The organism is Arenibacter certesii DSM 19833, from assembly GCF_000429545.1.
GTDB classification, from domain to species: domain Bacteria; phylum Bacteroidota; class Bacteroidia; order Flavobacteriales; family Flavobacteriaceae; genus Arenibacter; species Arenibacter certesii.
The window spans coordinates 19,402-44,491 of record NZ_KE386915.1; the positions used below are offsets into that span (position 1 = coordinate 19,402).

A 25,090-nucleotide genomic window follows, 5' to 3' on the forward strand; every position below is an offset into this window, starting at 1 on the left:
TACAATTTAGAAATATACAACTAATATGATGCTGATAACAGCAAGTCCTATACCTGCCCAGTTCTTTTTGCTTACCTTTTCTTTGAATAATATTATTCCTAATAAGGTAGTAGACATTACAATAGCTACATTATTGATGGTAAAAATAGAGGCGCTGTTCAGCTCCTTGTGCTGCAGGGCGGCGAGTATAAAATAAACAGAAAAATAGTTTGGAATCCCTAAAGCAATACCTCCTACAATATTTTTTAAATTAAACTTTAATTGGTGTTTAACAGATTTTATCCCTACCAAAATAAGTCCAGTTGTTGCAGCGGAGGCAAATACAGTAGCAGAAAATAAAGTAAACTCATCTTTTGGAACTTTTGTTTCTTCAAGAAATTTAATACTGGTGTCTATTATCCCAGACCCTAGAAAGACTAACGCGGGTAATAGGTATATATTTTTGGTGATGGGGACACCCTTTTCTTTGGAAGAGGCAAAATATACCGCAACTAAAGCGAATACAATTCCAGCAATTTTAAGGGGTCCCAGCTTTTCGTTGTAGATCAATACTCCAAAAATTACCGGTATTACTAGAGACATTTTGGTAGCAATGGAAGCCACTGCGATTCCACTTCTTTGTGAAGCTGCTGCCATAAGGTTAAAAACAAGAATAAATAATATCCCAAGAATCATAGTGCCTAGAAACCAAGGCTTTTCTGGAAGTTCAGATAAGTTTATTTTCTTTTGGTATAGAAAGAAACCTACCATAGCGGCTACAAAATAGTTGACCACAATAGCATATTGAGTTTCTACACCAGTCTTGGAATACATTTTAAAGACTACAAAAATAATGCTGGAGGATAGTATACTTAGTCCAAGTTCTAGCATTTTAGCTTGGTCTTTAGTTCAGTAATATCCTCCTTTCCTACTTGTAGATTCCAGGTCTTTATTCCCAATTTTGCTGCAGCTTCCGTATTCTCCAGTGTGTCATCAACAAAGAAGGTTTCCTCAGGGATTAAATCGTTTTGATCTAAAACAAATTGATACACTTCCTTATTTGGTTTTCTGAGCTTTATTTCATGTGAAAGGTAAAATTGCTCAAAACTATTTTTAAACCTATTAAAGCGATCCATTCCCATAGTTTCTGCTACATGTGGAATATGCAAGGCATTGGTATTGCTTAAAAGAAAGAGTCTATGTTTTTCTCTACCTGCCAATTCTTCAATGAAGTTCAACCTATATTCAGGGAAATCCAATAACATGGAATTCCAGATGGCAGTGATTTCATTGATAGAAAGGTCCTTAAAATCAGATTGGAGCTGAGAGGTAAACTCTTTAGGAGTAATTTTCCCCACCTCAAATTCTTCATTTAAAGTATAAAATCTTGCTGGAAGCGCTGAAATCCCTTGATCTTGAAATGCTTTAAAAACTACCTGTTTATCTAGATTGATAAAAATATCGCCAAAATCGAAAATAATATTTTTAATCATTTATTATAAGTGTTAATGTATCGGTCAATATTGGTATGCTTTCTATAATACGACCTTGAATTAGCGGGGGCCTTAATCCAGCTTCAAATTGGGATTGCCCTGTAAAAATTCGGGCTTCGTCCCATAAATCGGCATCAATAAAGCTTTGCACTGTCTGGGCACCTCCCTCTAAGATAACACTTAATATTTGGTGATTATAGAGTATGGTGCAGACTTGTTCAGCTAAATTACCCTTAAAATCCACTTCCTCATAAACAATCCCACTAATAGGGTCTTTGGGTATATGATTAGTAATAACAATGGTTTTTATACTGTTGTCTAATACATGGAAATGGGTTGGTGTTCTTAATTTTCGGTCAATAATAACTCTTACTGGATTTTTTCCTTTCCAGCGTCTTATGTTTAATTTTGGGTTGTCTGCCAATACTGTATTCGTACCTACCATTATGGCCTGTTCTTCACTCCGCCATTGATGAACCAGTTGCTGAGAATGGGGATTGCTGATCCAAAATGGCTCGGGATTATTAGCCCTTTTTGCCTTTTTTGGGGCAATAAAGCCATCGCTGGTCTGGGCCCATTTTAAGATGATGTAAGGTCTAAATTTGGTGTGGAAGGTTAAAAAGCGTTTGTGATGTGCTCTACATTCCTTTTCTAATATCCCAACGATTACCTCGCAGCCCGCAGCTTTTAATTTCTCAACGCCTTTGCCAGCTACTTTTTCATGGGGATCCAATACACCTATTACAACCCGTGGAATTCTATGTTTAATAACCAGATCGGCACAAGGTGGGGTTTTCCCATAATGGGAGCAAGGCTCTAATGTTACGTAAAGTGTGGCTTTGCTTAAAACTGATGGGTCTTTTACTGAGTTAATTGCATTTACTTCGGCATGTAAACCACCGTAGGGACTAGTGTAACCCTCCCCAATTATTTTCCCATCACGAACAATTACACTGCCTACCATGGGATTGGGAAAGGTAGTTCCAAGTCCATTTTTGGCCAGTTGTATGCACCTCGAAATATATTTTTCATGTATCTTCACTCCGCAAAAATAGCACAATATTGGTGAAATTTGGAAAAGCTTGGGATAGGGATAGTTATTAGGGAAATGCAATCTACGGATAATGAGAAGGTAGCCATGCTAATCCGTAAGGTTTTAGTTGAATTGGGCGTTCCTAAAGTGGGTACTGCTTATGCAGATACTTCCTTAGACCAGTTGTTCCAGAATTACCAACAGCCTAAAGCTGCTTTCTTTGTGGTGGAGGAACAAGAAAGAATTGTGGGTTGTGCCGGTATTGCCCAGTTGGAAAATTATAAGGGGAATGTTTGTGAACTACAAAAGATGTACTTTCTAGAAGAGGCTCGGGAACGTGGATTAGGAGCTAAATTGATACACATCTGTCACACTTGTGCCTTGGACTTTGGATATGAATATATTTATTTGGAAACCTTACCATATATGAAAGCTGCTCAAAAGCTATACCTTAAAACGGATTTTAAATATTTACAGGAACCTATGGGCGATACCGGACATTATTCATGTTCTGTTTGGATGTTAAAATCAATACGGTCTTTAGTTACTGATTAAAAATTTTTACCAATGCCCAGTTAATGGCAAATAAAGAATAACAATGCATCTAAAGGAAATTAAAAAAATCTATCATAAAGAACTGGACCACCTTTATTCTAAAGAAGAGGTGGATAGTTTTTTTTATTTGGCCATTGAGAACTATCTGGGTTTGGAACGTTTTGTATTGGCGTTGGAGCCTAACTTGACGATTACAAAGGAAGAGGAGGGGGAGTTGTTTCGTGCTTTGAGCGAATTGCGGTTACAGCGGCCCATACAGTATGTGTTGGGAAGTACTCAATTCTGCGATTTAGATTTTATAGTAAATGAAAATGTATTAATACCTCGGCCAGAAACAGAGGAATTGGTCTATTGGATTTTGGATGAGTTACGTCTTGTGGAGAAGGAAATTTCGATATTGGATATTGGGACGGGGAGCGGCTGTATTGCAATCTCCTTGTCCAAGTACCTTTCCAATGCCAAAGTACAGGGATTGGATATTTCTAAAAAGGCGATAGCAGTGGCTAAAGAGAATGCCATTGAGAATAAAGTGAATGTCGATTTTCTAGAATTCGATGTGCTCTCCCTGGAAGAGCTAGCAGTGCAATATGATGTAATTGTTTCCAATCCTCCCTATGTTAGGGAATTGGAAAAAAGTGAAATGTATAAAAATGTTTTGGATTATGAACCAGATGGGGCCCTCTTTGTTCCAGATGAGGATCCATTGTTGTTTTATAAAAGTATTGTTAGGTTTGCCCGTCATCATCTAAACCCTGATGGGATGCTTTTTTTCGAGATCAATCAATACCTAGGGAAAGAGACTAAAAAACTTATGGAATCGGAAGGTTTTTCGGAAATTGAGCTTAAGGAAGATATGTATGGGAACCACAGAATGTTAAAAGGGGTATGGTCTCAGTAGATCGGGCAATATAGATCTCGTTGTAAAAGTCATTTTAGTTACTTGTAGGACCAATAAAATATGTTTAAGTCCACCTTGGGTTAATTTAATAATATGAAAAGTGTTGTAGTATTTTGCGGCAGTAACGTGGGGAACGACCCAAAAATTATACAAATGGCCTCCCAATTGGGGGAAGCATTTGCTAAGGATAATATTAAACTGATTTACGGTGGTGCCAAAATAGGAATCATGGGGAAGTTGGCTGCCGGAGTATTAAATAATAATGGCGAGGTTATTGGCGTGATTCCCGATTTTTTGAAACTTAAAGAGGTTTTCCATACTCAGCTTACCCAGCTCATAATTACTAAGAACATGCACGAGCGAAAATTGAAAATGCATGACCTGTCCGACGCTATTATAGCGCTTCCCGGAGGTTTTGGGACCCTAGAAGAATTGTTTGAAATGGTTACTTGGGCGCAACTGGGGCTTCATCAAAAACCTATTGGCATATTGAACATCAACGGGTTTTACGATGAACTGTTGGCATTTATGCGCACCATGGTAAATAAGGGGTTTTTGAAACAAGAAAATTACGATATGTTAATAGTAGATGATTCCATAGGAGGACTTCTTTCCAAAATGAAAAACTATCAGCCACAACCATTACCAAAATGGATAAAAAAGGAACAGTTATAAATGGAGATTAAAGAGCGAATAGAAAAACTGCGAGAAGAATTACATCAGCATAATTATAACTATTATGTGTTGGATAATGCCACTATATCCGACTATGATTTTGATATGAAATTGAAAGAGCTTCAGGCTCTGGAAAATAAATATCCGGAATATTATGATTCCAATTCTCCAACCCTAAGGGTAGGGGGTGCAATTACCAAGAATTTTGAAACCTTGGTCCATGAACAGCGCATGTATTCATTGGACAATTCCTATTCTAAAGAAGATCTGGAAGATTGGGAAAAACGTATTCAGAAAATATTGGGGGATGTTGCGGTGGAATTCACTTGTGAACTTAAATATGATGGTGCGTCTATCAGTTTAACCTATGAAGATGGGAAATTGGTTAGAGCTTTAACTAGGGGAGACGGATTTCAAGGGGATGATGTTACCAATAATGTTAAAACCATAAGATCGGTACCCTTACAGTTACAGGGAGACTATCCAAAGAAATTCGATATTCGTGGAGAAATAGTTTTGCCTTTTGAAGGATTTGCCCAAATGAATAAGGAGCGGATAGAGAATGGGGAGGAGCCTTATATGAATCCTAGAAATACTGCTGCCGGAAGTTTAAAATTACAGGATAGCGCATTGGTAGCAGAACGTCCATTGGATTGCCTGTTGTATAGTATTGTGGGTGCTGACCTTGGATTGGAATCGCAATTCCAAATGTTGGAAAAGGCTAGAAGCTGGGGGTTTAAGGTTCCTACAGTGGCCAAACTTTGCAAAACTACAGATGAAGTACTACAATTTGTGGAGTATTGGGATGTACATAGACATCAACTTCCCTACGAAACAGATGGAGTAGTAGTAAAGGTAAATAGCATTCAATATCAAGAAGAGCTAGGATATACCTCCAAATCTCCACGATGGGCAATGGCCTATAAATTTAAGGCAGAACAGGTTTCTACTATACTAAATGAAATTACCTATCAGGTTGGGCGAACAGGTGCTATTACACCAGTTGCCAATTTAGAGCCTGTTTTATTAGCGGGGACTACGGTAAAACGCGCTTCTTTGCACAATGCAGATCAAATTGAGAAATTTGATATAAGAGTAGGAGATACCGTTTTTGTAGAAAAAGGTGGAGAAATTATTCCGAAAATAATAGGGGTCGATTTCACCAAAAGACCTATAACATCCCAACCAACGGTTTATATTGATAGATGTCCAGAATGTGGAACACAATTGGAACGTACCGAAGGGGATGCTAAGCATTATTGCCCCAATGAATATGGTTGTCCTCCTCAAATTACAGGTCGCATTCAGCATTTTATTTCGAGAAAGGCAATGGATATTGAAGGTTTGGGGGCAGAAACAGTAGAATTGCTCTTTAGGGAGGGTTTAATTCACAATTATGCCGATTTGTATAACCTTACCAAAGAACAATTACTTCCCTTGGAGCGAATGGCCGAAAAATCGGCGGAAAACTTGATTAAAGGAGTTGCAGAATCGGTTCAAATCCCTTTTGAAAGGGTGCTATTTGCATTGGGAATACGATTTGTAGGAGAAACTGTGGCCAAGAAACTGGCAAAAGCCTATAAAAATATAGATGCATTGCAAAATGCAACAGCGGAGGAACTAATGCAGGTAGACGAAATAGGTCAACGTATAGCAGAAAGTGTAGTAGGCTTTTTCCAAAACGGAATCAATTTGGAGGTTATTTCCAGATTGAGGCAAGAAGGGGTACAACTTGAGATTTCTGCAGAAAAGTTACTCAATCAGACGGATCTTTTTAACGGACAGACCTTTGTAGTATCAGGTGTTTTTGAAAATGTGAGTAGGGATGAGCTAAAGAAATTGATTGAGGATAATGGGGGAAAGGTAGGTTCTAGTATTTCTTCGAAAACTTCTTATCTTGTTGCAGGAGATAGAATGGGACCCAGTAAAAGAACTAAGGCAGAAAGTGTAGGAGTTCCAATTATTTCTGAAAGCGATTTTATGGAAATGTTGCAATAATATTACGCCTATGAGGATTTTTAAAACAGTTGATGGCATCTTGGTCCATATGGAGGGGCAGAACTACCTTTTGAAAGAAGACTGGGATAAATTCATTTGTAATGATGCTATTTATAAGGATACCCTTATGCGCATCAATCAGATGAGGCCGTTGACAACAGGTTTTTCTCATTTAATAAACAAGGCACTACCTCCGGTAGGAAAACAGGAGATATGGGCTTCTGGGGTAACCTATTTAAGTAGTAGGGAAGCTCGTATGGAAGAGTCCAAAGATGCGGGGGGTGGCGATTTTTATGACCGTGTCTACCATGCAGAAAGACCAGAACTGTTTTTTAAGAGTGCTCCTTATCGTGCTGTAGGTCACGGGGGTAAAGTGCGGATAAGAAAAGACTCCAATTGGAACGTTCCAGAACCAGAGCTTACTATAGTAATTACCCCTAATGCCAAGATAATTGGCTACACTATTGGTAATGATATGAGTTCTAGGGATATTGAAGGGGAGAATCCGCTTTATCTGCCACAAGCAAAAAGTTATGATGGTGCCACGGCGGTAGGGCCATGTATATGGCTTACCGAAGAATCTATTTCTATGGATACCAAGATTAAAATTCAAATTGTTCGCAAGGGAGATGTAGTTTTTGAAGGGGAAACCCAAGTGGGGCAGATGAAAAGAAAACTCACCGATCTTGTTCTTTATCTGTATCGCGAAATGTCCTTTCCTTATGGTAGTCTGTTGATGACTGGAACCGGAGTAGTACCACCCAATTCTTTTACATTAGATCATAGCGATGTTATCAACATCACAATAGATCCCATTGGAACACTATCCAATGTAGTAGCATAAATTGTTCATTTAAAGTATTTTTAATAATGGCTATTCCAAATAACTACAGTGAATTTGAAGAAACCCTATTGCAAGAAGCGCCACCGTCTACTTGGTCTGAAGCCTTGCGAGCAATGTGGTTTGATGTTAAAGGGGATTGGGAGGCATCCCATAATATAGCACAAGATCTGCATGATAACAATGGTAGCTGGATCCATGCTTATTTACATAGAAAAGAAGGTGATAAATTTAATTCGGGTTATTGGTATAGAATGGCAGGGAGAAGATTCCCTAGCATAAGCTTAGAGGACGAACAACGGGAATTGATAGAATATTTTTTAGATCAATAGCGGTAATAATAGTGATTTGAGGCTAAAAGTACACTCCATACAACATAAAATAAATAGGCCATAAATATGCTTCATGGCCTATTTATTATTTACACTTTTAAACCGGAGGATATTTTGTCTCCTCCATTTCCATAGTAAAGAAATGCAACAAGTTTTTTAGTAATCAGAGTACTCGGTTGGGTAATAGAAGCGGGTATCATTCTTAGAAACGTTGTTCTGATAAACTGGATCGGCCTTTAATTTATTCCATACGGGGGAATCAGCAAATGACTTCCAGTGTGCATCTCTGCTAGCCTTATTTTCAAATGTGGTCATATACATTAGGTTGGGCATGTTGGCCCCGGATAATACCTCCCCATAGAAAACAGCATTAAACCCTAGGTCGTCAAAGAGCGTTACTTCTCCACCTTGGTTGAACATAGCCACTTTATTGATGTATTTGGCCTCGGTGGCAGACTCATAGCTTCTTAACTCGTATACACGATCTTTACGAGGCCCAGTTAATGGGGAAGGCTTCATTTTGGGCATATCTATAAAAGCTTTTAAAATAATTGATTCTGCCCTACTGTAGGGCGGATTTTTATAGGATGCATCCAAAAAATCTTTGGCAGTGGCCATATAGACTTTATCCTTAAGTAAATCAGATTCTAGAGTCTCTAGTTGTGTTAAAGTTTTTAAAGGAATTAAAATTTTAATGCTCCTAGGATTTAAAGAATCGATCGTTCTAGGTTTAAAAACCCCCACGTTCTTTATTTTCATTTTTTTAAGCGCTGGCAATAAAGCTTCGCTCAGATATGTATCTGTTCTATTTTCCTGCTCCTCGGTAGCTAAAAGGTAGGTTTTAAGTTGGTAATATTCCCTTTGTTGGCCTTGCACCATAGTAGTTATAGAAAATAGGAGTAAAAATAATGGAAGGTATGTTGTTTTATACATTTGGCTAGAATTAATTAGATGATTTTTTTAATGGCAAGCAAGATATGATTTTGATGGCAACTATTAATTTTTCAGTTGCCTATTTTTTAACAATGTTACTCAATAATTGAGATTTAAAGGCTTCAATGGTGTAACTTTAAAGGTTTTAGGCAGTTACCCTTTGATGCCTCTTAGGCTCGACTTGTAAACTTGACTAAAATCATTTAGAATTCACTTTCATAAGATTTATGCACTTTTAACTCTATAACAACGGATTTTGAGGTGGGTGTGTTACTATAATCCGCGGTACTGCCTACAGGTACCAATACATTTGCTTCTGGAAAATAAGTGGCGCAACATTTCTGAGGGATATTATATTCCAATACAATGAATTTCTTGGCAACCCTTTCCATACCGTTATGATAGTTGTACAGGTCTACCAGTTGCTTGTTTTTTAGCTTTTGCTTTTCAATATCCTTGCCGTTCATCAAGATAACCCTTCGTTCATTATAGATGCCACGGTAGCGATCGTTTAATCCATAAATGGTGGTATTAAACTGATCATGACTTCTAATGGTCATCATTAAGAGTTCTTTTTCATTTAGGGGTATGTATTCACTTTGGGAAATACTGAAATTAGCCTTGCCAGTGTGGGTATTATAAGTATTCTCTCTATTGCAATTGGGCAGATAAAACCCTGAGGGTTGTCTTACCTGTTGGTTATAATTATCAAAACCACCAATACATGCTTCAATACTATCTCGAATATGGTCGTAATGCTCAATATACTTATCCCAATCCACCCTACTGTTGGGAAGTGTAGCTTTTGCTAAGCCACAAACTATAGCGGGCTCACTTAGCAGGTGGGTAGATACAGGGGTTAAACTTCCTTTGGAGCTATGGACAATTCCCATGGAGTTTTCTACACTAACAAATTGCAGTTCACCATTTTGTATGTCTTTGTCAGTTCTGCCTAAACAGGGTAGAATAATAGCCTCTTTCCCATGAATAAGGTGGCTGCGATTTAATTTCGTGGATACGTGTACCGTAAGATCACAATTTTGCAGGGCTTGTGCCGTGTACAGCGTATCTGGGGTAGCAGATAGGAAATTACCGCCCATAGCTAAGAATATCTTTGCTTTTCCTTGATGCATTGCTTTAATGCTCTCAACGGTATCGTATCCATTTTTTCGAGGTGGACTAAAACCAAATTCCTTTTCTATATTATCTAAAAGGGATTTTGGTGGTTTTTCATAAATACCCATAGTCCTATCTCCCTGAACATTACTATGTCCGCGAACAGGGCAGGTACCTGTTCCTGGTTTGCCAATACTGCCTTTTAGAAGTAGTAAATTTACAATCTCCTTAATGGTATTTACGGAATTTTTATGCTGAGTAAGGCCCATGGCCCAACAGGCAATCATATTTCGCTTGGCTGCTATCATATCTGCGACTTCTATTAGTTCTTTAAGCGGTATTCCGCACTGTTCTATTAATTTATCAATGTCTAAGGATCTAATGTGGGTCAGGTAATTATCTATCCCTTCTGTTTTTTCTTGGATAAATGCATGGTCCAATACCGCGCCTGGTGTCTTTTCTTCCTTATCTAGCAATAAATTTGTCAATGCTTGCAACAAGGCCATATCACCGTTTATTTTAACCTGTAAATATTTGTCGGTCAAAGAAGTACTGATACCTAAGGCTCCCTTTACTTGTTGAGGATTACTAAAATTTAATAATCCTGTTTCTAATAATGGATTTATGGAAATGATAGTTGCCCCATTCTCTTTTGCTTTTTGCAGGGCACTTAGCATCCTTGGGTGATTGGTGCCAGGGTTCTGTCCTAATATTAAAATAAGATCCGTTTTGTAAAAATCTTCCAGTTTTACGGAACCTTTGCCAATCCCCAGAGAATCGGTAAGGGCCACCCCGCTACTTTCATGGCACATATTACTACAATCGGGCATATTGTTGGTGCCGTATTCTCTTACAAAAAGTTGATAGAGAAAAGCCGCTTCATTGCTAGTTCTTCCAGAGGTGTAGAAAATGGCCTCATCTGGGTGATTCAGTTTATTCAAATGACTAGCAATTTTCCTAAATGCTTCTTCCCAACTAATTTCTTCATAGTGATCTGCTCCTTTTGGTAAGAACATAGGTTGCGCCAATCGTCCTTTTTTACCAATCTCATAATCAGAAAGAGAGGCTAGGTGAGAGACGCTATTATTCTTAAAAAAACTAGCATCCAATTTTTTAGAGGTTGCTTCTTCCGCAATGGCCTTGGCGCCATTCTCGCAGTATTCTGCAAAAGAACTCCTGTCGTCGTCCGGATCTGGCCATGCACAACCTGGGCAATCGAATCCTGTTTTTTGGTTGAGGTTGGCTAAAGCTTTTAAGCCCCTAGCTATTCCCATTTCTCCAAAAACGTGTTTGGCAGAGGAAATTACCGCGGGAATTCCTGCAGCTACTTTTTTGGGCATACCAGTTCTAATACCCGTTAATTTTTCGGGTGGTTGGGGATTGGGTGATATATCTTTTGCCTTTTTTGTCATCTCGGTTATTTCATTGCTGCCAGTTTAAGGTAATTGTCGGTTTCATCTTCTACGCGTTTATCCAAACATACAAAGTCCCTTTCTAACAGTAGTTACATATATTCTCCATCATCAAAGGTTAGTTGGAGTCATGGCCCTAAGGTTCGGAATAATTAAGTGATCATCTACACTTAACTCCTAAAGTTAAGTTTTAGAAAATCGCTTTCAAAACGTAACGGTTTATATTTTAATGCGTTTGGCGCCATTATAAATATTGTAGCGACTTTCGCTTAGAAAACCAACTAGGGTTACATCGTGTTCTATTGCCATCTCTACGGCTAGACTAGATGGTGCTCCTACAGCAGTGATAAAATGGATTCTGGCCATTACTGCTTTCTGTATCAATTCAAAACTGGCCCGTCCGCTTAGAAATAAAATATGGTTGTCTAAGGGGAAATGGCGGTTTAGAAGGCAGTTTCCAATAAGTTTATCCAAGGCATTGTGTCTTCCTACGTCTTCCCTTAGGTCAAGTAGATTCCCAGAAAGATCAAACAAGGCAGCTGCATGGATGCCCCCTGTATTATTAAAGATAGTTTGTTGTTGATTTAAAATGTCAGGAAACGTTTTTAAAAGATCTTTATCAATCTGAAAACTGGCATCCGAAGGAGGTAGGAGAGAAACCGTTTTTAGGGCCTCCAAACTGGCCTTGCCACAAACACCACAACTACTGCTGGTATAAAAGTGCCGATCTAATTTACTGAGGTCAATGTTCTCCGAATTGTTGAGGTTAATGTGTACCGTATTTTCTTTTATAGATATGTTGTCTATCTGATCTGCAGTGGCAAGTATTCCTTCTGTAAATAAAAATCCTACCGCTAAATCGGTATCATTACCCGGGGTACGCATGGTAATGGATATATTTTTATTAATAATTGGCGGCTTGGCGAGGGCTACACTGATGCTGATTTCTAAGGGCTCTTCCACCGCTATGATGTCCAATACCTCTTCTTTTCCATCAAATTTAATTTTGATGATTTGCTTGGGAATGGTCGATTTTTCGGTGTCTGCTTTCATAATGAGGCTATTTGGTGAGGGACGGGCATGCGCAATTAAAAGAGGTGTTATTTTACATTATTTAACTAGCATAGGATGGACTTATTTACTTTTAAATTCATCTAAAGGCCAAGCAGGAAATTTGCCTTACTCTTTTAAGGATTGATGATTATAGCGCTATTAATGCTGTAAAGTTTAAATAGCAATGTTAATACAACTAAACAGTTATGGAAACACCTTCAGATATTGTTTGTTTCCCATTTTCAAAATAAAAATCCAATCTACCTACGTTAATGCCAAAACAGCCTACCTGATTTATCAATACCGGGAGGTCTTTTCTGTTTTTAATTACCGTAGGCTTATCTAAAAAGGTATGGGTATGCCCCCCAATAATAAGATCAATATGCTCAGTGGCAGCAGCTATTTTCATATCGTCCACTCTTTGCGAGTTAGCGTATTGGTGACCTAAATGTGAGAGGCAAATAACAAGGTCACAATGCTCCTCATTCTTTAAGGTACTGCTCATTTCTTGCGCCATGTCTATAGGATTCAAGTAAATTGTTTCCTTATAGAGTTTTTTTGGAACTAAACCGTCCAAGGCAATTCCTAGTCCAAAAACTCCAATTTTTATTCCATCACGAACAAATATCTTATACGGTTTAACATGTCCGTCTAAAATTGTTTTGGAAAAATCATAATTGGCAGATAAGAATTCGAATTTTGCATAAGGTAATTGAGCGGCTAATCCCTCCAGTCCGTTGTCAAAATCGTGGTTTCCAATGGTTGCGGCATCATACTGTAACATGCTCATTAATTTAAATTCCAATTCACCGCCGTAAAAATTAAAATAAGGGGTCCCTTGAAAAATATCTCCTGCATCGAACAATAAGGTATTCGGATTTTCTTTTCGTATCTCTTCAACTAAAGTTGCCCTTCTAGCAACTCCCCCTAAATTGGGGAAACTAGAATGAGTAGTGGGGAAGGGGTCTATGTGGCTATGGACATCGTTGGTATGCAGTATAGTGATATGTTTTTTAGCATCTTGTATACAAGAATTCATGGTCAACCCACCCATTCCAATGAATGCGGAGGTAGCTGCAGTGCTGGAAATAAATTTTCTTCTGTCCATTCTTAATCTATTTGTATAAAACGGTCATCTATAGTGGTGAGTATGGTATCCACTTTCTTAAAATAATCGATCATTGTATTCCGAATAAGATAGTCCGAATCCATAAGAGACACGTGGTTTTTAAAGAAATCCATCCTATCGCCCCCAGTAACCAAATAATCTGAAGTAGCTATAAAATAGGTCCTGTTCTTATCAAAAGGCTTTCCCTGAATGTTTACTTCCTTCAAGGCTTTATTTTGATCGATAATAATCTGAATCCCAGAAATAGGGTGGGGTACACTGGATTTAATGAGAAATTCGACTAACTCGCCTACAGTCTTTCCGTCCAATTCTGCGATAAAAACCGAATTTTCGAAGGGCATTACTTCAAAAGCAGTTCTAGCGGTAATATTTCCCTTAGAAATTACCGAGCGTATTCCACCAAAATTTAGAAGAACAAAATCAATGTTATTGCCGGTTCTAGCTTTGAATATAGGATTTACCTCCTGCATTACAATATCAGCCATCAAATTTCCTGCGGTCGTATTATACTTGCCTTCTGTTTTGCTTATAGCTTTAGGCGTATAGGCAATTACGCTATCTAGGATGTGATCTATTCTAATCCGGTATGGGGCTACAAACTGTTCAATGCTGTCCTTTGTTTTTATGCTCTGATTGATTTCTAGCTGTTTTCCGTTAATTGTTATCAGTTCAGGCTGCGGCGGTTTGCAGGCGTGAATCGCACACATTGTTAGGAATATAACAAAATGTTTATTTTTTAAAATCATATAGTTCTTACCTTCGTAACTTAATTTGCAATGATATAATTACTTTTACATTCTAGTTAATGTAAAAATACATGTTTTTAAAAAAGATAAAGAATAAATTAAAGGTTAGGGCCGCACGAAAGTATTTGCGACAGGAATTAGGCTCACCTTCAGATACCCAAAATGGGGGTGTTGGAATAGGTTCTATAGGATGTATTGTGGATTTAGATAAGTTTAATGATACTGATTCCTTTTATGAGTTTGTAGAGGAATTCTCATTGCGACCCAATTCGGTAAAGGTAATAGGCTACAAAGAATTTTACGATAAAAATTCGCCCTATAGCACGCCAGTATTTTCCGATAAAGACCTAGGATGGGAGGCTAATATTGAAAATAGTTATGCCTTGGAATTCTTAGGGAGAGAATATGATTTGTTAGTCAATTATTACAGCGAGGACAAATTATTGTTGCAATTAATGAGTATAAAGACCAAAGCGAGGTTAAAGGTTGGCTTTGGGGAAGTGGATAAAAATTTTAATGATTTAATTTTGAATACACCCATAGATGATTTTAAGACCTTTAAAATGGAATTGAAAAAATATTTACGGGTATTAAATGAAATTTAATAATGGAACAATTAGCGGGTACAGGTGTTGCTTTGATTACTCCTTTTAATGAAGATTTTTCAATAGATACGCAAGCGCTATCTAAGGTAGTGCATTATTGTATAGATGGAGGGGTAGATTATCTTGTGGTTTTAGGAACTACTGGAGAAACTGCTGTGCTTTCAAAAAAAGAAAAGCAATTAGTGATTAACACAGTAGTAGCAGCCAATGAAGGTAGATTACCTTTGGTTTTGGGTATTGGTAGCAATAATACGGCTGCTGTGGTTGAAGAACTACAAGAGGTAGATCTTAAGGAGTTTGTGGCCATCTTATCCGTATCTCCATATTATAGCAGACCCACCCAAGAAGGGATTTATCAGCATTTTAAGGCCATTTCATTAGCTTCGCCAAAGCCGATCTTGTTATATAACGTTCCTGGGAGGACCGGAAGTAATATGTTGCCGGAAACCGTACTTAGGCTGGCAAGTGATTTTAATAATATTATAGGTATTAAGGAGGCAAGCGGGGATATGGTGCAGGTTATGCGTCTTATAAAGGACAAGCCGTCTGATTTTATGATAATTTCTGGTGATGATTTTACCGCGCTACCAACTGTACTTGCAGGTGGAGATGGAGTAATATCTGTATTGGGTCAAGGGTTGCCTACAGAATTTTCACGAATGATTCGTTACGGATTGGAAAATAAAGTAAAAGAGGCTTTTAACTTGCATTACGCCCTAATGGAGGGGATGGACTTGATTTTTAAGGAAGGAAATCCTGCGGGAATCAAAGCTATGCTAGAACACATGGGGATTGGAACAGCTGTAGTCCGACTCCCTTTAGTGGAAGCAACGGCAAGTCTTAAAAAAAGTATCAGTCGTTTTTTAAGTTCGGTACTTAAGATCGTTGCTTAAATCTTATAAAAGTTAAAAAATAATCCGGTGTCTGTGTTGGACTTAACAATCTATATACAACACCGGTTTTCGTTTATTTCTACGCTATGGGACAAATGTCATTTAGTAAAGTGAGGTTAATTATAGTATGGTAATGAAAGAAAGAGGGTTCTAAAATTTTGCGTTGTTATAGATAGTGTAAAAATTTCTTGTTCATACTCTTAATATAAAGATTTGAAGTATACCTTTTAAGGAGCCTATACGGATGGATAGCCGTAGTTAAAGGCTTTTTAAAAGGAATAACACCTACATATTTATTGATTTTTAAGAGCGACTTACCTCAACAAAGTTAAAACTTGTACAAAAAATTTGCCACAAGAAGGGAAGGAAGTTATTTTAGCCTGATAATAATGTTTTTTATATCCGATCAAAAACCTTAATTTTGCAGAATGTTTTTAAAAATGAAACGATTATTCCCCTTTTTTTTATTGGCAGTAATCCTTGCTTCTTGTAGTGAGTACCAAAAAGTACTTAAAAATGAAGATGTTAAGGCGAAGTATGATATGGCCGAGAAATTTTATGATGAGGGCGATTTTAAAAGGGCCAACCGTTTATTGGAGCAGATTGCTCCAAAATATATAGGTAGACCACAGGGAGAGCGAGTAATGTTTTTCTTGGCGGACTCTTATTTCCAGACAAGGGACTATAATATGGCCGGATATCAATTTGAGCGATTCCTTAAATCCTATCCGAAAAGTGATAAAGCGGCAGAAGCTGGATTCTTGGGGGCAAAGAGCTATTATAAATTATCTCCTAAATACTCTTTGGATCAAACCGATACCGATAAGGCATTGATTAAATTACAGAACTTTATAAATGCCTATCCAGAGTCAGAATTTTTGGTAGAAGCCAATATCATGGCTAAAGAACTTACCACTAAAAAAGAGCGTAAGGAGTTTGAAATCGCTAAGCAGTTTAATACTATAGGTGAGTTTGACTATACCTTTTTAACTCCTGCAGTTACGGCATTTGATAATTTTATTGCGGATAACCCGGGCTCGGTTTATCAAGAGGATGCTCTTTATTATAAATTTGATGCGGCTACTAGATTAGCGTTCAATAGCTTTGAATATCTTAAAAAGGAGCGATTTAACACTGCTAAGTCTCACTATAATGCATTGAAAAAACAATTTCCAGAGTCAAATTATCTTAAGGATGCCATTAAGACCTTGGAAAAAATAGAAAAAGAATTGCAAAATTATTCCAAATAAAATACCATCTGTTATGAATACAAACGATTTAAAAAGCTCTAAAGCTCCTGTTTCTACGGTAACCATCAATAAGAATGAATTTGATGCCCCGACTGGAAATATTTATGAGGCTATTTCAATTACTGCAAAAAGAGCGGTTCAGATAAATTCTGAGATTAAAAAGGAACTTTTGGAAAAATTGGAAGAGTTTGCTACCTATAGCGATAGCTTGGAAGAGGTTTTTGAAAACAAAGAGCAGATAGAAGTATCTAAGTTCTACGAAAGACTTCCTAAACCACATGCTATTGCTGTAAGAGAGTGGTTAGACGATAAAATTTATTACAGGAATACAGAGAAAGATGCATAAAGGATGTTAGGCGGTAAAAATATACTTTTAGGGGTTACCGGAGGTATAGCTGCTTATAAAACCACCTTTTTGGTACGCTTACTTATTAAAGCTGGCGCTAACGTTAAAGTAATTTTAACGCATAGCGCCAGCTCTTTTGTTACTCCCTTAACCCTGGCTACATTATCTAAAAACCCAGTTCACACCACTTTTATAAATGAAGAAGATGGTCGTGTTTCATGGAATAATCATGTAGAGTTGGGGCTGTGGGCAGATGTTATGATTATCGCTCCGGCTACAGCCAATACCATGTCTAAAATGGCCCATGGGAATTGCGATAATTTATTGATGGCTACCTATCTTTCTGCTAAATGCCCGGTTTATTTTGCACCTGCAATGGATCTGGATATGTTTATCCATCCTTCTACCTCGCAAACTTTTGACAAATTGACCTCGTTTGGGAATAGTATGATTCCGGCGAATACAGGAGAGTTAGCAAGTGGATTGGTGGGGGAAGGACGCATGGCAGAACCAGAGGAGATAGTAGATTTTGTAATACGAGACCTTTCGAAAGAATTGCCATTAATAGACAAGAAAGTGCTGATAACTGCAGGTCCCACTTACGAAGCCATAGATCCAGTTAGGTTTATAGGGAATCACTCATCAGGATTAATGGGGTATGAGTTGGCCAAAAAAGCTGCTAATTTGGGGGCCGAGGTATATTTAATTTCAGGTCCTTCACATTTAACTATCCAGCATTCCCAAATAAATCTTATAAAAATTACTTCTGCAGATGAGATGTACAAGGAGGTACATGCGTTATATCAAGATATGGATATTGTGATCTGCGCCGCAGCAGTATCAGATTATAAGCCTAAGACAGTCGCGGATCAAAAAATAAAAAAAAGTGACGAGGAGTTTAATATCCCTCTAGTGAAAAATAAGGATATCTTATTTTCCTTGGGTCAAGAGAAGAAAGACCAATTTCTAGTTGGATTTGCTCTAGAGACCGAAAATGAGGAGGAAAATGCCATCGGAAAATTAAAGCGCAAAAATTTGGACGCCATTGTTCTTAATTCCTTAAATGATGCGGGAGCTGGATTTGGAAAACAAACCAATAAAATATCCTATATTGATAAGAATTTTAATATTAAAACGTTTAAACTAAAGAACAAGGCCGAGGTCGCCCAAGATATTTTAAACGAAATCATAATCCGTATCCATGCGTAACCTAATTTTAGCATCTATTTGTTTTGTTATCTCTCTAGGTTTGGGAGCACAGGAACTAAATTGTACGGTTACCGTAAATGCGGATCAAGTAGGCAAGACCAATCAGCAGATTTTTAAAACTTTGGAGCGTTCCCTAAACGATTTTGTAAATAAAACTAACTGGTCCAATAGGGAATACAATGACAATGAAAAGGTGAACGCACAAATGTTCATTACTATCACAGAACACGAGTCCAATAGTTTTAAAGGGAATATACAGATACAGTCTTCACGTCCCGTTTTTAATACTTCTTATGAAAGTCCTGTATTTAACTATAAGGACAATCAGTTCAATTTTCAGTATATAGAATTTCAGCCATTGATCTTTAACGAAAACAATATGGATTCCAACCTGGTAGCGGTAATGTCATATTATGCTTACCTCATTTTAGGATTGGATGCCGACACCTTTTCTTTGGAGGGTGGCAGTGAATATTTTAGAAAGGCCCAGCAGATCGTTGGTTTATCCCAAAGTGGAAGCGCTGCAGGCTGGAGCAGAACCACCGGTGACCGAAGTAGGTTTGAACTTGTGGATAACCTAATGTCCAACTCCTATAGGGAGTACAGAGTTGCCATGTACAACTATCATAGAAAGGGCTTGGATGTCCTAGCAGATAACAACAGTACGGGGAAACAAGTAGTTGCAGGGACATTACGGTTGTTTGAAACGATGGCTTCCAGGCACCCCAATGCATTTTTAACCCAAATATTCTTTGACGCCAAGTCCCAAGAGATTCAGGATATATTTTCCGACGGGCCCAAAGTAGATGTTGTTCAGTTAAAGGAAACTTTAAATAAAATAGCACCTCTTTATTCCTCTACTTGGAACAAGATAAAGTTTTGATGCTGTTATTTGCTTACTAGAGTAGTGCTCCTGCTATGTACAAGTATTTAGAAATTCACTCATTTTGTTAACTGTTAAGGTGCAATGTGAATAATCCCGAGCTTCACTGTCTATTCCATATATGCCGGTAAAGAAAAGTTATGGGTCGTTTTTTGTCCAATTCCTTCTTGGTATTGTTCAGGTCTAATTGTAACCGGAATGAGCAGTTTATATAAAAAAAATATCATCCCATTTTTTTCCAATATAATAACAATTATCTTTACCTCAATAATAGACTTGAACCTTGCTGACAAACCTTTCGATTAAAAATTACGCTCTAATAGACCACTTAAACGTTAAGTTTACCAATGGTTTTACGGTAATAACTGGGGAGACCGGTGCCGGTAAATCCATTTTATTGGGTGGTTTAGCCTTGGTATTAGGTAAGAGAGCCGATCTCTCCTCGCTTAAAGAGAAGGAAAATAAATGTATTGTAGAAGGCGAATTTGATATAGCCAAATATGAACTTGAATCGTTTTTTATGGAAAACGATCTAGACTATGAACGCAAAACCATTATAAGGCGAGAAATTTTACCCAGTGGAAAATCAAGGGCCTTTATAAACGACTCTCCGGTAACTTTAGATATACTTTCCAGATTAGGAGGACGCTTAGTAGATGTGCATTCCCAGCATCAAACCATGCAGTTAGCAGAGAATGATTTTCAATTGAAAACAATAGACGCCCTTGCTAGTAACGAGAAGGTGTTAGAGCAGTATGCGGTTAAATTGGATCAATATCAAACAAGTACCAAGGAATTGGAAGCGCTTTTGGAGTTTCAGAGCAATGCCATTAAGGAACATGAATACAATAGTTTCTTGTTTGAAGAATTAAATTCTGCTCCCTTAAAGGTAGGTATAATTGAAACTTTGGAGGAGGAATACGAGCAGTTGAACAATGTGGAAATTATTATGGAGCAGTTGTCTCAAGTGCAGCAATTGCTAAGTGATGAGCAAATTGGAGTGATTAATCTGCTTACGGAGTTGAAGCAAGTTTCTCATAAATTGAGACATTTTGGACAGCAGTATGCCGAATTGGATCAACGTATTAACTCCGTTTTTATAGAATTGGATGATATTTCTAACGAGTTCATTGCCCTTAATGATAAGGTAGAAACCAATCCCGAGATGCTGGAGGAGGTAAATACTAAGCTACAGCTATTGTATAACCTCTTGAAAAAACACAATGCCCAAGATGTATCTGAATTGATGGAAATTAGGCAGAAGTTGGACGAAAAAGTACAGGCCACAGAAAATGTTGAAAGTGATATTAAAGCAAAGAGAAAAGAGTTATTGGATCTAGAAGCTGAACTAAATGCGATTGGTACTAACTTGAGCAAGAATAGGAAGAAAATACTTCCAGATCTAAAAAAGCAATTAGAAGATACCCTAGCGGAGTTGGGAATGGCAAGTGCCACCTTTAAAATAGAAATTCACCCTTCCAAAGAATTTAAGTCTACAGGGAAGGATAATCTTACGTTTCTTTTATCCGCCAACAAAGGCTCTGCTTACGGAGAACTTAAAAAAGTGGCATCTGGAGGTGAACTTTCTAGGATTATGTTGGCTATTAAGGCAATCTTGGCCAAATATGAACAATTGCCTACCCTGATGTTCGATGAGATAGACACGGGAGTTTCTGGGGAGATATCCAATAAAATGGGAGATATAATGCAAGATATGAGCAATACTATGCAAATATTTTCCATTACACACCTACCACAGGTTGCTGCCAAAGGCGCCCATCATTTTAAAGTATATAAGGAAGAGGAACTAATGGGGACCCAAACCAAAATGAAGCCCCTTACTAAACAGGAGCGTGTTACAGAATTGGCGGAAATGTTGGGCGGAAAATCCATTTCAGAATCGGCATTAGCCCATGCAAGACAATTATTAAATTAAATCTTTAATACTGTCCTTGTTCCACTGGTGTACATTGAGCATCCATTTTTACTTGGTATATTATGGATAATCCCCTTGCAGTAGGGAAGCTTGTATTTTACCTTTAGGATAAGTAATACGTCATATTTTATTAGAGAAGCGCTCTATCAATAATTAATGCCCGTTAATTTTTAATATCTTTGAGGAACGTAAAAATCACAAAGAATTAAAGGTATGTCGTTTAACTTGTTGAAGGGTAAAAGAGGAATTATTTTTGGAGCTTTGGATGAAAATTCCATCGCATGGAAAACCGCAGAGACCGTACATGCGGAAGGCGGAACATTTGTCCTGACCAATGCACCAATTGCAATGCGAATGGGAAAAATAGATGAACTTGCGAAAAAAACAGGTGCCACAATAGTTCCCGCTGATGCAACTAGCGAAGAAGATTTAGATAATTTAGTGGCTAAATCCATGGAAATATTGGGTGGAAAGATAGATTTTGTTCTCCATGCCATCGGTATGTCCGTAAACGTACGTAAGGGAAGGTCATATACTGATCAAAAATATGATTTTACAGCTAAGGGTTGGGATGTATCGGCGCTGTCTTTTCATAAGGTATTGCAAAGTTTGTATAAGGCCGACGCCATGAATGAATGGGGAAGTATTGTTGCACTTACCTATATGGCAGCACAACGCACCTTTCCAGACTATAATGATATGGCCGATAATAAAGCTTACCTTGAGTCTATAGCCCGAAGTTTTGGTTACTTTTTTGGAAAAGAAAAAAAGGTGAGGGTAAATACAATCTCTCAATCTCCAACACCTACTACTGCAGGACAAGGAGTAAAAGGATTTAACAGTTTTATTAACTATGCCGAAAAAATGTCACCTTTGGGCAATGCTACCGCTCAGGATTGTGCAGAATATACCGTGACCCTATTTTCAGATTATACTAAGAAGGTGACTATGCAGAATTTATTTCATGATGGGGGCTTTTCTACAACAGGAGTAAGTCAGGAAGTAGTTGATAATTTTTCAGAATAAGGTTAAGAAACCAACATCACTTAGTTGCTCCTAAATAGGGGTGCCTAGATTGGGTGAACGGGAAGGAAATTGGGAGGATTGGTTCTTCTGATTTTACCTTGTTAAAAGTCGTTCCCGTTTACTTTTAAAAGCATTAAAGAAAATGAAGCTGTTTTTTTCCTTTATCGTTCCCGTTTACAATAGGCCTAATGAAATTGGGGAGCTCTTACAAAGTTTAGCGCTTCAGGATTATGCTAAATCTTTTGAAGTAGTAATTGTGGAAGACGGTTCTACGGTGAGTTCAGAGACCGTAGTAGCCAGTTATAAAGATAAGCTTGATGTCACTTATTTAACAAAAGAAAACTCTGGACCGGGTTCCTCCCGAAACTATGGGATGCAGCGCGCTAAAGGAAATTATTTTATTGTATTGGATTCAGATTGTATTATTCCATCCCAGTATCTTTCTATAGTAAATGCGTCACTTACCAAAAACTATGTTGATTGCTATGGAGGTCCAGATGCGGCTCATTCCTCCTTTAGCCAAGTGCAAAAGGCGATTAATTATGCCATGACCTCAGTGCTTACTACTGGTGGTATAAGAGGTGGTAAGACGTCGGTTGGGAAGTTTCAGCCAAGAAGTTTTAATATGGGAATTTCTAAGGCGGCATTCGAAAAAACACAAGGATACGGCAATATTCATCCTGGTGAAGATCCGGACTTAACATTTAGAATTTGGAAAGCAGGATATGAAACAAGGCTTATCCCAGAAGCTTACGTCTATCATAAGAGAAGGATAGATTGGGGTAAGTTTTACACCCAAGTTCGGAAATTCGGTATGGTGAGACCTATATTAAATCAATGGCATCCAGGCACTGCTAAAATCACGTATTGGTTCCCTAGCTTGTTCTGCTTGGGACTACTTATTTCCCTAGTTGCACTATTTTTTGGATTATTTGCGCCAATTTCCGTTTATCTCTTATATTTTGGTTTGCTTTTTGTACATTCCTTTCTAATGAACAAAAGTGTTGCCGTTGCACTATTATCCCTGATTGCCGTATCGATACAATTTATTGGATATGGGATTGGATTTTTGAAAAATTCCGTTCTTTTAACTTTTAGCAAGAAAGAACCTCAGGTGTTATTTCCCAAATTATTTTTTTAAAACCGTATAGAAATTGATAAATATCATAAAAAACGTACTTCAAAAAAGAAAGGTAAAACTATTCTTGATATTTCTTTTAGGGTCTAGTTTGGCATGGTTTATAAGTAATTTGGCGGAACAGTACACCAATGAAGCTACGTTTGACCTGCATTACCATAGTAGTCCCGACAGTTTATTATTGAAAAAGGTATCCAAAAAAAACATACGGGTTAGGTTAAAGGCAAGTGGTTATCAATTACTGGTATTCGGATTTAAGAATAAAGTGGTTAATGTAGATCTGTCTGCCTTGAGGGAACGAGGACGAAAATACTATATGTCGCCTATGGATTATAGAGGTCAAATAGAAAATGAACTTTCTAAATATATCGAGATACTGGATATGGACCGGGACACCATGTTCTTCAGTTTCCAAAGGCTGGTTAAAAAGAAAGTTGGGGTAGCCTCCATGGTAAATATAGATTTGGATCAACATTATTTGTTGGATAAGGATGTAAAATTAACTCCTGATTCTATAACCGTAATCGGCCCTGAAATAGAATTGGCAGATCTGGAATTTATCCCCACAAAAAATATGACATTGACTAAATTAACGGGTGATTTTTCTAAAACTGTAGATTTGGAGCTCCCTACCGACCTGGAGAATACCACTTACTCCACTAATCAAATACGAGTAGAAGGAGAAGTTTTTAAATTCTCGGAACGAATACTTACAGTGCCTATAAACGTTATTAACGTGCCAGAAGGAGTGGTAGTCAGGACTTTTCCGGAAACCGCAGAAGTGCTATGCAGGGATCGTTTAGTTAATTTAAAAAAACTGAAGGAGAACGATTTTGAGGTGAGTGCGGATTATGCTCTATTTGATGAAAATGATGATAATATTCTGAATTTGGAAATTACTAAGAAAATGGAATCGATAAATGTAGTCCGATTAAAGGAAGATAAAGTAGAGTTTATATTGATGAAGCAATGAGAGTCATAGGCCTAACAGGTGGAATTGGTAGTGGAAAATCTACAATAGCAACGATGTTTAAGGATCTTGGAGTGCCGGTTTACAATTCGGATGAGGAAGCAAAGAGAATAATGAACAATTCCGAAAGCATAAGAAATAAGATTGTTGCCTTATTAGGAGAGGATAGCTATAAAGAGGGAAAGTTAAATCGGGATTATATATCCAAAAAGGTATTCAAGAATTCTGTATTATTGGAGGGGTTAAATAATATAGTGCATCCCGAAGTGCGCAAGCACTTTCTCCAGTGGGCAGAAAAACAAAACTCGGATTATGTAATTCAGGAGGCTGCAATCATTTTTGAAAATGAATCCAATGATCGCTACGATCAAATAATACTGGTGACAGCTCCTCTAGCAGCACGTATTAATCGGGTGGTGAAAAGGGACGGGGTGACTCCAAAACAGGTCATGGATAGAGTTACTAATCAATGGGAGGACCATCGTAAAGCTTCACTTTCCCATTTTGTAATAGAAAATTCAGACTTGAAGCATACTGCCGCTCAGGTAAAAGAAATACACCTTAAACTACAAGAAGCTAGGCCATAAGCGCTAAATTTTAACATAATTGTTAAGTTTAGGTTAAACGTACAATGCGCTAAA

The 25,090-nt window shown here is 37.7% G+C and carries 25 protein-coding genes; 17 read left to right on the forward strand and 8 right to left on the reverse strand.

Features of this window, described 5'->3' with window-relative positions; translation table 11 throughout:
- Positions 1-6: 6 nt before the first annotated feature.
- From G466_RS0120580 to ribD, 3 genes are read right to left on the reverse strand one after another with little or no spacing between them, the layout of a single operon-like run.
- Positions 7-870, reverse strand: coding sequence for a DMT family transporter (locus tag G466_RS0120580; RefSeq protein ID WP_026815305.1), 864 nt, complete (start codon positions 868-870; stop codon positions 7-9).
- Positions 864-1,472 carry an HAD family hydrolase gene (locus tag G466_RS0120585; protein WP_026815306.1) on the reverse strand — a complete coding sequence of 203 codons (609 nt, stop codon included), beginning with the start codon at positions 1,470-1,472 and terminating at the stop codon, positions 864-866. The genes G466_RS0120580 and G466_RS0120585 overlap by 7 nt, the downstream gene beginning before the upstream one ends.
- Positions 1,465-2,514 (reverse strand): bifunctional diaminohydroxyphosphoribosylaminopyrimidine deaminase/5-amino-6-(5-phosphoribosylamino)uracil reductase RibD, encoded by a 1,050-nt coding sequence (gene ribD / locus G466_RS0120590; RefSeq protein WP_026815307.1) that lies wholly within the window; start codon positions 2,512-2,514, stop codon positions 1,465-1,467. Before ribD ends, G466_RS0120585 begins: the two co-directional genes overlap by 8 nt.
- 66 nt (positions 2,515-2,580) lie before the next feature.
- Here ribD and G466_RS0120595 point away from each other — a divergent pair, with 66 nt between their 5' ends.
- From G466_RS0120595 to G466_RS0120620, 6 genes are all read left to right on the forward strand, one after another.
- Complete coding sequence (locus G466_RS0120595) at positions 2,581-3,060, forward strand: GNAT family N-acetyltransferase (RefSeq protein ID WP_034236340.1); 480 nt, start codon at positions 2,581-2,583, stop codon at positions 3,058-3,060.
- Between the two features lie 43 nt (positions 3,061-3,103).
- Positions 3,104-3,958: a peptide chain release factor N(5)-glutamine methyltransferase gene (gene prmC / locus G466_RS0120600; protein ID WP_026815309.1), complete on the forward strand. Its 855-nt coding sequence runs from the start codon at positions 3,104-3,106 to the stop codon at positions 3,956-3,958.
- 93 nt (positions 3,959-4,051) lie between these two features.
- Positions 4,052-4,633 carry an LOG family protein gene (locus G466_RS0120605; protein ID WP_026815310.1) on the forward strand — a complete coding sequence of 194 codons (582 nt, stop codon included), beginning with the start codon at positions 4,052-4,054 and terminating at the stop codon, positions 4,631-4,633.
- Positions 4,634-6,631, forward strand: coding sequence for an NAD-dependent DNA ligase LigA (gene ligA / locus G466_RS0120610; protein WP_026815311.1), 1,998 nt, complete (start codon positions 4,634-4,636; stop codon positions 6,629-6,631). It abuts the gene before it with no gap.
- A gap of 10 nt (positions 6,632-6,641) precedes the next feature.
- Positions 6,642-7,475: a fumarylacetoacetate hydrolase family protein gene (locus G466_RS0120615; RefSeq protein ID WP_026815312.1), complete on the forward strand. Its 834-nt coding sequence runs from the start codon at positions 6,642-6,644 to the stop codon at positions 7,473-7,475.
- A gap of 26 nt (positions 7,476-7,501) precedes the next feature.
- Positions 7,502-7,804, forward strand: coding sequence for a hypothetical protein (locus G466_RS0120620; protein WP_026815313.1), 303 nt, complete (start codon positions 7,502-7,504; stop codon positions 7,802-7,804).
- Between the two features lie 156 nt (positions 7,805-7,960).
- Here G466_RS0120620 and G466_RS0120625 read toward each other — a convergent pair whose 3' ends face one another.
- The 5 genes from G466_RS0120625 to G466_RS0120645 form a co-directional block, all read right to left on the reverse strand.
- On the reverse strand, positions 7,961-8,737 hold the full coding sequence (locus G466_RS0120625; protein ID WP_026815314.1) for an NIPSNAP family protein: 777 nt from the start codon (positions 8,735-8,737) through the stop codon (positions 7,961-7,963).
- A gap of 203 nt (positions 8,738-8,940) precedes the next feature.
- Positions 8,941-11,265 (reverse strand): FdhF/YdeP family oxidoreductase, encoded by a 2,325-nt coding sequence (locus G466_RS0120630; protein WP_026815315.1) that lies wholly within the window; start codon positions 11,263-11,265, stop codon positions 8,941-8,943.
- Between the two features lie 219 nt (positions 11,266-11,484).
- Positions 11,485-12,318 (reverse strand): formate dehydrogenase accessory sulfurtransferase FdhD, encoded by an 834-nt coding sequence (gene fdhD, locus G466_RS0120635; RefSeq protein ID WP_026815316.1) that lies wholly within the window; start codon positions 12,316-12,318, stop codon positions 11,485-11,487.
- A 196-nt stretch (positions 12,319-12,514) separates the two neighbouring features.
- Positions 12,515-13,426 (reverse strand): bifunctional metallophosphatase/5'-nucleotidase, encoded by a 912-nt coding sequence (locus G466_RS0120640; protein ID WP_026815317.1) that lies wholly within the window; start codon positions 13,424-13,426, stop codon positions 12,515-12,517.
- 2 nt (positions 13,427-13,428) lie between these two features.
- Positions 13,429-14,154, reverse strand: coding sequence for a 5'-nucleotidase C-terminal domain-containing protein (locus tag G466_RS0120645; RefSeq protein ID WP_229797220.1), 726 nt, complete (start codon positions 14,152-14,154; stop codon positions 13,429-13,431).
- A 110-nt stretch (positions 14,155-14,264) separates the two neighbouring features.
- Between G466_RS0120645 and G466_RS0120650 the strand changes: the two genes are divergently transcribed.
- The 11 genes from G466_RS0120650 to coaE all read left to right on the forward strand — a co-directional run bounded on the left by G466_RS0120650 (position 14,265) and on the right by coaE (position 25,036).
- Positions 14,265-14,798 carry a DUF6913 domain-containing protein gene (locus G466_RS0120650; RefSeq protein WP_026815319.1) on the forward strand — a complete coding sequence of 178 codons (534 nt, stop codon included), beginning with the start codon at positions 14,265-14,267 and terminating at the stop codon, positions 14,796-14,798.
- A gap of 2 nt (positions 14,799-14,800) precedes the next feature.
- Complete coding sequence (gene dapA / locus G466_RS0120655; protein ID WP_026815320.1) at positions 14,801-15,691, forward strand: 4-hydroxy-tetrahydrodipicolinate synthase; 891 nt, start codon at positions 14,801-14,803, stop codon at positions 15,689-15,691.
- A 440-nt stretch (positions 15,692-16,131) separates the two neighbouring features.
- Entirely contained in the window at positions 16,132-16,941 is an 810-nt protein-coding gene (locus G466_RS0120660) for an outer membrane protein assembly factor BamD (RefSeq protein WP_229797221.1), read from the forward strand.
- A 13-nt stretch (positions 16,942-16,954) separates the two neighbouring features.
- Positions 16,955-17,287: a DNA-directed RNA polymerase subunit omega gene (locus tag G466_RS0120665; RefSeq protein WP_026815322.1), complete on the forward strand. Its 333-nt coding sequence runs from the start codon at positions 16,955-16,957 to the stop codon at positions 17,285-17,287.
- Positions 17,288-17,290: 3 nt separating this feature from the next.
- Positions 17,291-18,496, forward strand: coding sequence for a bifunctional phosphopantothenoylcysteine decarboxylase/phosphopantothenate--cysteine ligase CoaBC (gene coaBC / locus G466_RS0120670; protein WP_026815323.1), 1,206 nt, complete (start codon positions 17,291-17,293; stop codon positions 18,494-18,496).
- Positions 18,489-19,379, forward strand: coding sequence for a type IX secretion system protein PorD (gene porD, locus G466_RS0120675; RefSeq protein ID WP_026815324.1), 891 nt, complete (start codon positions 18,489-18,491; stop codon positions 19,377-19,379). Before coaBC ends, porD begins: the two co-directional genes overlap by 8 nt.
- A 283-nt stretch (positions 19,380-19,662) precedes the next feature.
- Complete coding sequence (gene recN / locus G466_RS0120680; RefSeq protein WP_026815325.1) at positions 19,663-21,315, forward strand: DNA repair protein RecN; 1,653 nt, start codon at positions 19,663-19,665, stop codon at positions 21,313-21,315.
- 213 nt (positions 21,316-21,528) lie between these two features.
- Positions 21,529-22,341, forward strand: coding sequence for an enoyl-ACP reductase FabI (locus tag G466_RS0120685; protein ID WP_026815326.1), 813 nt, complete (start codon positions 21,529-21,531; stop codon positions 22,339-22,341).
- A gap of 142 nt (positions 22,342-22,483) precedes the next feature.
- Positions 22,484-23,482: a glycosyltransferase gene (locus tag G466_RS0120690; RefSeq protein WP_026815327.1), complete on the forward strand. Its 999-nt coding sequence runs from the start codon at positions 22,484-22,486 to the stop codon at positions 23,480-23,482.
- A gap of 13 nt (positions 23,483-23,495) precedes the next feature.
- Complete coding sequence (locus G466_RS0120695) at positions 23,496-24,452, forward strand: YbbR-like domain-containing protein (protein ID WP_026815328.1); 957 nt, start codon at positions 23,496-23,498, stop codon at positions 24,450-24,452.
- Positions 24,449-25,036, forward strand: coding sequence for a dephospho-CoA kinase (coaE, locus tag G466_RS0120700; protein ID WP_026815329.1), 588 nt, complete (start codon positions 24,449-24,451; stop codon positions 25,034-25,036). Before G466_RS0120695 ends, coaE begins: the two co-directional genes overlap by 4 nt.
- The last annotated feature ends 54 nt before the right edge of the window (positions 25,037-25,090 follow it).